Genomic DNA, 8,088 nt, shown 5'->3' with positions numbered 1-8,088 from the left:
CCAAGCGGCTTTTTTAATGGATTGATTAACTAAACACCGTATTGATCACGGTAAGCTTGAATCGCTGGCAAGTGCTGTTGGAATTCTTCTTTTTGACTCACGTATTCAATGATTTGCTCGAGCTTTACAATGCTAATCACGGGAATATCGTAGTCTTTTGCCACTTCTTGCGTAGCGCTGAGTTCGCCTTTGCCGCGCTCTTGGCGATCAATAGCGATGATCACGCCCGCCGGTTTCGCATTTGGTTGGGCGTTCATGAGATCGATACTTTCACGGATCGCCGTGCCGGCAGTCATGACATCGTCAATGATAAGGATGTTACCCTCTAATGGCGCACCTACTAAGCTGCCGCCTTCACCATGGTATTTCTTTTCTTTGCGGTTAAAGGTGTAAGGCGTGTCGCGGTTGAATTCTTGAGAGAGGGCCATGGCGGTGGTGGCGGCTAAAGGAATACCTTTATAGGCTGGGCCAAATAAAACATCCATTTCAAGACCCGCGTCGACGATGGCATTGGCATAGCTTTTTGCCAATTGCGCCATGGCTTTACCACTATTGAATAGGCCGGCATTGAAGAAATACGGGCTTTTGCGTCCGCTTTTCAATTCAAATTCGCCGAATTTCAGTACACCCTGTTCAATGGCGAATTCGATAAAGGCCTTTTGGTAATCTTGCATGGTCAACACCCTTTAGATAAAACTTGCCAATTTTTAGCATTGGGACACAATTGGCGCGGATAAACTCGGGTATTTTACCTGCTCATACTATAATTCTCATCACCTACGCTAATAAAGCTAATAAAATCACGCGGGTTTGGCAGAATCCTGAGATCACCAGTTGAAAATCTTTGTTTTAGAGCTGTCCCTCGACAAAAAACTGAGTATCATTGCCGCCTCGCAACATAGGGACCCTGTATGAAGGTTATAAATGTACATGTAGACGGACTTGAAGCCGCCGTTAAAGACGGCTTTTACGACTGGATTGCCCAGCACGACGCCGATATTGTATGCGTACAGAACCTCAAGGCGAAAGAATACCAACTCAGTGATGATGTGCTGTATCCAGAAGGCTACAACGCTTACTTCATAGATGCCGAGCCAGATAACTATGCTGGTGTGGCGGTCATCACTAAAGCCATGCCTAAAGCCATTATGATCGGTATGGCATTTGAAGCCTGTGATCGCTATGGCCGCTATATTCAAGCAGATTTTGATGAAGTGTCCGTAGGTTCGGTGATGTTCCCTATCGAAGACGAACACAATAGCCTTGAAGACAAGTTTGCGTTCCAGCAACAATTTATCGAGCACCTACAAAAAACCAAACGTAAACGCCGTGAATTTATTTTTGCAGGCTTCTTTGGTGTTGCTCATAAGAGCATTGATCTAAGTGATTGGAAGGCCCATCAAGGAGAATCCGGTTTCTTGCCCGAAGAGCAAGCATTTATGGATCAGGTGACTGGGCCGTTGGAATTCGTTGATGCGTTCCGTGAAGCCAACTTTGGTGAAAACCAATTTACTTGGTATGCAGATGAAGAAAGCGCACGCCGTAATCAGAATGGTTGGCGTTTGGACTACCAAATTTGTACGCCCAATCTACGTCAATATGTGGTGGATGCCAAGATTGACCGAGAGCGTTTATGGGGTGGTCAACACGCGGCTACCATCATCGAATACGAATTCGATTAATCCCATCAATTACTCATCACGTCTTTTATTAACGCTGGCTTTCTTGCCAGCGTGTTTGTATCCCATCTAAAACCAGTTTAAATCCCCATTCAAATTCGTTAATTCCCGAGTGGCGTTGCTCCATGACTTCAACGGTCATTTGATGCAAATACGGCAAGCGTTCCTTGGGAATCATATGCACATAGTCCTTTGCGCTTTGCGCATACTCTTCTGGTGCAAAGGGAAAGTTAATGGCTTGCTGTGTATAGCCGTAAATAAAACTGTCCATGGTATTCCACGCATGATCGGCGGTGGCATAGTCGAAACCAGCGTCCACTAGCGCCCCTATTGTATTGTTCACATAAAGTAGGCGTTCATCGCCTGTATTGATACGGCTGACTAAGGGGTGGGCAGCCCATGGATGATTCATAAGCACATCATGGGCTAACTGACCGCGCTGCATCATAGAGTCATACCAGTTGCCTTGATCTTGCCAATGCATCTTAGCCACAACCGCCTCCACCAAGGCATCCACTAAAGCTTCTTTGTTTTGAATATGGTTATACAGCGACATGGCTTTTACGTTCAAAGCATCAGCCAGCTTGCGCATGGATAGCTGATCTAAGCCGTGCTGGTCGGCAAGCTTCAACGCCTTATCCACAATCTTTTGTTTTGTTAATCCTGCCATGACTGGTTCTTTGGTTGAAAAATATACAAAAACTACTTGACGCACTTACAGTGTAAGTTTAACTTACACTGTAAGTCAATCTTCAAAATATTGTTGAATCAGTAGTGTATCTGCACGAGGAGGGGTTTATGAAAGCCGTGATGTGCCCAAAATACGGGGATGCAAGCGTGTTATGTATTGCTGACGTACCTTTGCCTGAAGTTGGTCCACAGCAAATCCGAGTTAAAGTGGTGGCCAGTAGTGTTACCAAAGCCGATACCATGATGCGTCAAGGCACACCTTGGTATGCACGCTTGGCTCTTGGCCTTCGTCGCCCTAAGCATGGGATTACTGGCACGGGCTTTTCAGGTGTAGTGGAAGCTTTGGGCGCGGACGTTAGCAATGTGAACATTGGTGATGTGAAAGTCGGCGATGAAGTATTCGGCGAATCTGGCTTAACCTTTTCCACCAATGCTGAGTACGTCATTGTCGAGCAAGATGCCGTCATTCTGAAAAAGCCAAGCTTCTTATCCCATGAAGAAGCGTGCGTGATGTGTGACGGCCCTCTGACCAGTTTTAATTTCTTGCACAACATTGCAAAGCTAAAACCCAGCCAGCGAATTTTAATTAACGGTGCTTCTGGCAGCTTAGGCAGTGCTGCCGTGCAACTGGCTAAAGCCCATGGCGCTTATGTGATTGCCGTGTGCAGTCAAAGCAATCACGCATGGATGTATGAGTTAGGTGCGGATGAATGCGTGGATTATCGGCAACAAGATCTTGCTTTACTTAATCAGCAAGTGGATGTGATTTACGATACGGTGGGTAACTTAAAGTTTAAGCAAATGCAATCGGTGTTGGCTGACAAAGGGTTATTCATGAGCCCGGTGCTTTCCATGAACTTGCTCTGGCATATGATGCGAACACGATCGTCACAGTCAAAAAGAGCGGCGTTTAGTGCAACTGGAATGATCAGTCCAAGTCAGTTGAAGAAGGACTTAAAAACACTTCTTTCAATCTATGAAGAAAAGACTTTGCAAAACTATATTGATTGTCGCTTTGACTTAAAAGATGCAAGCAAAGCTCATGACTACGTTGATAGCAATCGTAAGAAAGGAAGTGTGGTTCTGCTCAATTAAAAAAGCCCATGTTTGGATCGCAAACATGGGCAAAGCACTTAACGGGAAACTATTAAGCTAAAAGTATTGGAATACTTCTCGCCTTTTGGGCACCACCTAATAATTTCACAACGAATAAATCGTGGGCATTAACACAATTTATCCAATGACTTCTGGTACACAACAAACCAGAAGCGTGAACTCCTTATTCAACCCAACGCGACTACACTCTGCTGATAGGTTGTGTAAAAAGTCCAACACAATAGATCAATATGCGGGAGGTAACTTCAACTCTGGACCTTGCAACCAATAGTTAAAATAACGCTTATTGACCCATCGCGCTTTGCAGCAAAGCATCAACCTGCTCTGCTGGCAAAAGCTGTTTCTCAATCACTAATTTTTTAATGGACTTACCTTCTGCGACGGCTTCTTGAGCAAGTGCCGATGTGACTTCATAACCTAGAATCGGGTTTAATGCGGTTACGATACCTACTGATTTATCCAAATATTCTTCGCATTTCTCACGGTTAGCCGTGATACCTTGAATGCACTTTTCACGTAAAATGCGAGAACCACGGGTAAGCATGCCTAAAGATAAAAAGAGGCAGTTGGCAATAACTGGTTCAAATGCGTTTAGCTGCATTTGTCCGCCTTCAGATGCCATGGAAACAGTAACGTCTTTACCGATAACGTCATAAGCAATTTGATTCATGACTTCAGGAATAACGGGATTCACTTTGCCAGGCATGATGGATGAACCTGGCTGCATTTTAGGTAAGTTGATTTCACCTAAGCCGCATAATGGTCCTGAACTTAACAAACGCAAATCATTGCAAATTTTACTGATCTTGGTGGCATAGCGTTTTAAGGTACCGCTTAATTGAACAAAGTCGCCAGTATCCCAGGTGGCTTCAATTAGGTTTTCCGCTGATCGCACTTGTACACCACTTACTTCACGTAAATGCTCTATCACTTTTGTGCTATAACCTTTAGGCGTATTGATGCCAGTACCGATAGCCGTGGCGCCTAAGTTGGTGTCGAGTAAAAGATGCGCTGTATGTTTTATTTGAACAATGTCTTCTGCAATAGCCGTAGCAAAAGCACCAAATTCCATGCCCAACGTCATAGGCACCGCATCTTGCAACTGGGTGCGACCGATTTTATAAACGTCTTTAAACGCTTCTGCTTTTACACCAAATGCATCAACTAATTCTTCTAGTGCTGAGATTAAATCTTGGGACTTATTATAAAGAGCCAAGCGAAGTGCAGATGGATAAACGTCATTAGTCGATTGAGAGGCATTAACATCATTGTTTGGGTGTAGATGCTGATAGTGACCCTTGCTATAACCCATGATTTCAAGCGCACGGTTGGCGATGACTTCATTGGCGTTCATATTGGCAGAAGTACCTGCACCACCTTGAATGACATCAACAACGAACTCTTGATGGTGCTTACCCGCAATAATTTCATCGCATGCAGCGACGATGGCATCGGTTTTTTCTTTAGGAAGCACCCCAAGATCGCAGTTGGTTAAGGCGCAAGCTTTTTTCACCATGGCCAAAGCAATCACCATTTCCGGATCAATACTGAGTGGAATATCTGTGATCGAAAAATTTTCTACGGCTCTTTGAGTTTGAATACCGTAATAATGATGACTGCCAATCTGTTTTGTACCTAATGAATCGCTTTCAGTGCGTACGTCCATCTCTTTTACTCTCAGGTGCGTTGACTAGACTTTTGGCCTAGTCAACTGTATGTTCACGCTTATAACGATCCCATACTGTTAATGTTATTATTTTTAAGAGCGCTGAAAATCGTAAAATGGTGCAATGCCCATCACTTCCGTCAATGCATTTAATGCTTGCTGACATTCAGTAATGAAGGCGGGATCAAATAGATCTTCAGGGTTTAATTCTTCGCGGTAGTGTTTTTCAACAACGGATTTTAGAGCGTCGATTTTGGCATCATCCAATAGGAAAGCCGGATTCACTTTCGCAATCTCTTCTTCGCTTAGGGCGACACGTAAACGCAAGCAAGCAGGACCACCACCGTTGCTCATGCTCTGGCGAACATCAACAAACTCAACATGGCGGATCGGTTGAGATGTATCTTGAGCCAACTCTTCGAGATAGCGACGCACGTTGTCATTATCGCGACATTCTGTTGGAGCCACTATGCGCAATTCGTTCATGCTACCATCTGGGCTTGCCAATAATTGGCTATTGAAAAGATAGCTAGTAATGGCATCGTCTAGGCTGACTTTCTCGCGCGGTACTTCAATGGCGGTAAAGCCTTCAACCAGTTTGTCGAGTTTGGCAAACGCAGCTTCTTGAGATGGTACTTCGTATGCGTCTTGGTGATAGAACAATACAGGGCCATTACCTACAGCCACAACATCGTTGTGGAAAGCACCGGCATTAATCGCTACGGCACTTTGCTGAAGATAAACGGCACGTTCACCCGGTAGCGTATGCTGGCGCGCAATGCTGGCGCTGGCATCCAATGTTTGGCGTGCAGGGAAACGCAGTTCATTTAAGTCGGTATTGTCATCACGACCATAAACAAATAAGCCCACACCTTGAGACTCATAGTCTTTGCAAAGACGTGTATGGTTGGCAGCACCTTCGTCTGCAAAACGCGTGATAGACGGTAGTGCAGCGTGAACAGTGAATGCATCCTTGTCGTTAAAGATAGCTTCTAAGCAACGTTGAGTTTGCTTATGTTCAATGGCGCGGTGACTGGTCGTTAGCAAGTTCGCGGGCGTAAAATGCACTTTGCCATCGGCACTATCATTGGATGGTGTGACCGTGGCGGCGTTGGCTGCCCACATGCTTGAAGCACTATAAACCATGGATAGTAAATGCGGTGCTTGCTCTGACACAGCCTTTAATATTTGTGCATCATCGCCTTCAAAACCAATCTCACGAAGCACAGACAAGTCAGGTCGTTCTTGCGGCAGCATGAAGCCCTGTTTGTATCCCAATTTTAAAAGCGTACGCATCTTCTCTAAGCCTTGAAGCGCAGCTTGCTTAGGACTAGACGTATTTTTAGCATTGCGGCTGGATGCTAAATTCCCGAAGGCGAGCCCTGAGTAATTATGATTGGGCCCAATTAAGCCGTCGAAATTGACTTCAAAACTCATTTACGTACTCCTCGGGGTAAATCTGTTGGTAATTCTTCGGTGGCAGTACCGCGCATCAACGATTGTGGCCATGCGCAATAGTCTGCTGCATAAAGTGCACTTGCACGGTGGTTACCACTCAACCCAACACCACCAAACGGTAATTCACTAGAAGCCCCTGCAGTGGGTTGGTTTATACTGACCACACCTGCACGAATGGTGTTCAAGAATTGGTTTTGTTGCGTTGCATCATCGCTGATTAATCCGGCACTTAAACCATACTGAGTATCGTTGGCTAACTTCATTGCCATTGAAAAATCGTTTACGCGATAAACTTGCAATAACGGACCAAACCATTCCTCGTCTGGAACATCTTTAGCGTCAGTCATATCGAGAATGGCTGGTGTGAGTAGATTGCTCGTTTCATCTAGCGCGGTCATCTCCAGTAGAGCTTTACCGCCTTTCGCAATCAGATCTTGCTGTGCTTTTAACAGGGCTTGTTTCGTATTTGCGTTGATAACAGGACCCATGAATGGTTCTGGATCGGCATCAGGGTGATCGGCAATCAGTTGAGCAGCTTTTTCTTTAAGCGCAATTAAAAGCTTATCGGTATTAGAACCTTCAATAACAATTAAGCGACGGGCACAGGTACAGCGTTGACCGGCACTTAAGAAAGCACTTTGTAGAATGACGTTTACCGTGTTGTTCACATTGATATTGTCATTAACAATGAGTGGGTTATTGCCACCCATTTCAAGTGCAAGTAATACTTCCGGTTTGCCCGCAAATTGTTTGTGTAAAATTTTTCCTGTGGTGCTAGAGCCAGTAAACAAAAGACCATCGATTTCTGCTTGACCTAGTGCAACACCGACTTCTTTTGCGCCTTGTACTAAATTGATAACGCCTTTTGGCAGTCCAGCTTCTTGCCAAATTTTGATGGATTCTTCTGCGGTTTTAGGTGTTTCTTCACTTGGCTTAAATACGATGGTATTGCCAGCCAATAATGCTGGAACAATATGACCGTTAGGTAAATGACCTGGGAAGTTATAAGGACCATAGACTGCCATTACACCATGGGGGCGGTGTGTGAGATGTAAATTTTTATTGTCGCCAGTGTAGGCATTACCAGTGGATGCGCGTGTATCTTGAGCGGTGATACTAATGGCGACTTTGTTTGCCATAGCGGTCACTTCGGTAAGGGCTTCCCATGTGGGTTTACCGGTTTCGTCACTGATGGTTCGCGCTAATTCAGTTTGGTTTTCTTTTAATAGCGTTGCAAAACGTTGCGTAATTTCAACACGTTTCTCGCGACCTAATAAAGCCCACTCAGTTTGTGCTTGTTTGGCTGCAGCAACCGCCTGCTTAACTTGCTCAATACTGGCACCTTGCTTTTTCCAAACAACGTCGTTGCTTATAGGATTCAGTGAAGTAAATTCAATGCCCTCACCGGTTTGCCATTGGCCATTTATATAAATACTGTTCATGCCACTCATAAGAATGTCTCCTCCCCGTTATTCACAA

At 44.9% G+C, this 8,088-nt stretch carries 7 protein-coding genes; 2 read left to right on the top strand and 5 right to left on the bottom strand.

From position 1 onward, the window contains the following. Positions 1–29: 29 nt before the first annotated feature. Entirely contained in the window at positions 30–674 is a 645-nt protein-coding gene (gene pyrE, locus HF888_RS16270) for an orotate phosphoribosyltransferase (protein ID WP_007016818.1), read from the bottom strand. 237 nt (positions 675–911) lie between these two features. On the opposite strand from pyrE, the gene HF888_RS16265 reads away from it, so the two are divergent. Further along, on the top strand, positions 912–1,682 hold the full coding sequence (locus HF888_RS16265; protein WP_007016819.1) for an exodeoxyribonuclease III: 771 nt from the start codon (positions 912–914) through the stop codon (positions 1,680–1,682). Between the two features lie 28 nt (positions 1,683–1,710). Here HF888_RS16265 and HF888_RS16260 read toward each other — a convergent pair whose 3' ends face one another. Next, the gene (locus tag HF888_RS16260) at positions 1,711–2,349 is read right to left on the bottom strand and encodes a TetR/AcrR family transcriptional regulator C-terminal domain-containing protein (RefSeq protein ID WP_007016820.1); all 639 of its coding nucleotides are present in this window, start codon (positions 2,347–2,349) and stop codon (positions 1,711–1,713) included. Positions 2,350–2,477: 128 nt separating this feature from the next. Here HF888_RS16260 and HF888_RS16255 point away from each other — a divergent pair, with 128 nt between their 5' ends. After that, complete coding sequence (locus HF888_RS16255; RefSeq protein WP_007016821.1) at positions 2,478–3,464, top strand: NAD(P)-dependent alcohol dehydrogenase; 987 nt, start codon at positions 2,478–2,480, stop codon at positions 3,462–3,464. Between the two features lie 304 nt (positions 3,465–3,768). Here HF888_RS16255 and HF888_RS16250 read toward each other — a convergent pair whose 3' ends face one another. From HF888_RS16250 to astD, 3 genes are all read right to left on the bottom strand, one after another. Then, positions 3,769–5,151: an aspartate ammonia-lyase gene (locus tag HF888_RS16250; protein WP_007016822.1), complete on the bottom strand. Its 1,383-nt coding sequence runs from the start codon at positions 5,149–5,151 to the stop codon at positions 3,769–3,771. Positions 5,152–5,244: 93 nt separating this feature from the next. Continuing rightward, entirely contained in the window at positions 5,245–6,588 is a 1,344-nt protein-coding gene (gene astB, locus HF888_RS16245) for an N-succinylarginine dihydrolase (protein ID WP_007016823.1), read from the bottom strand. Then, a complete protein-coding gene (gene astD / locus HF888_RS16240; RefSeq protein ID WP_007016824.1) occupies positions 6,585–8,060 on the bottom strand; it encodes a succinylglutamate-semialdehyde dehydrogenase in 1,476 nt (491 codons plus the stop codon). The genes astB and astD overlap by 4 nt, the downstream gene beginning before the upstream one ends. Positions 8,061–8,088 lie beyond the last annotated feature (28 nt).

The sequence above is a fragment of the Bermanella marisrubri genome (assembly GCF_012295615.1).
Lineage (GTDB): Bacteria > Pseudomonadota > Gammaproteobacteria > Pseudomonadales > Oceanobacteraceae > Bermanella > Bermanella marisrubri.
Note: the sequence above shows the minus strand (reverse complement) of the source record. Positions and strands in the feature narration are given on the sequence as shown.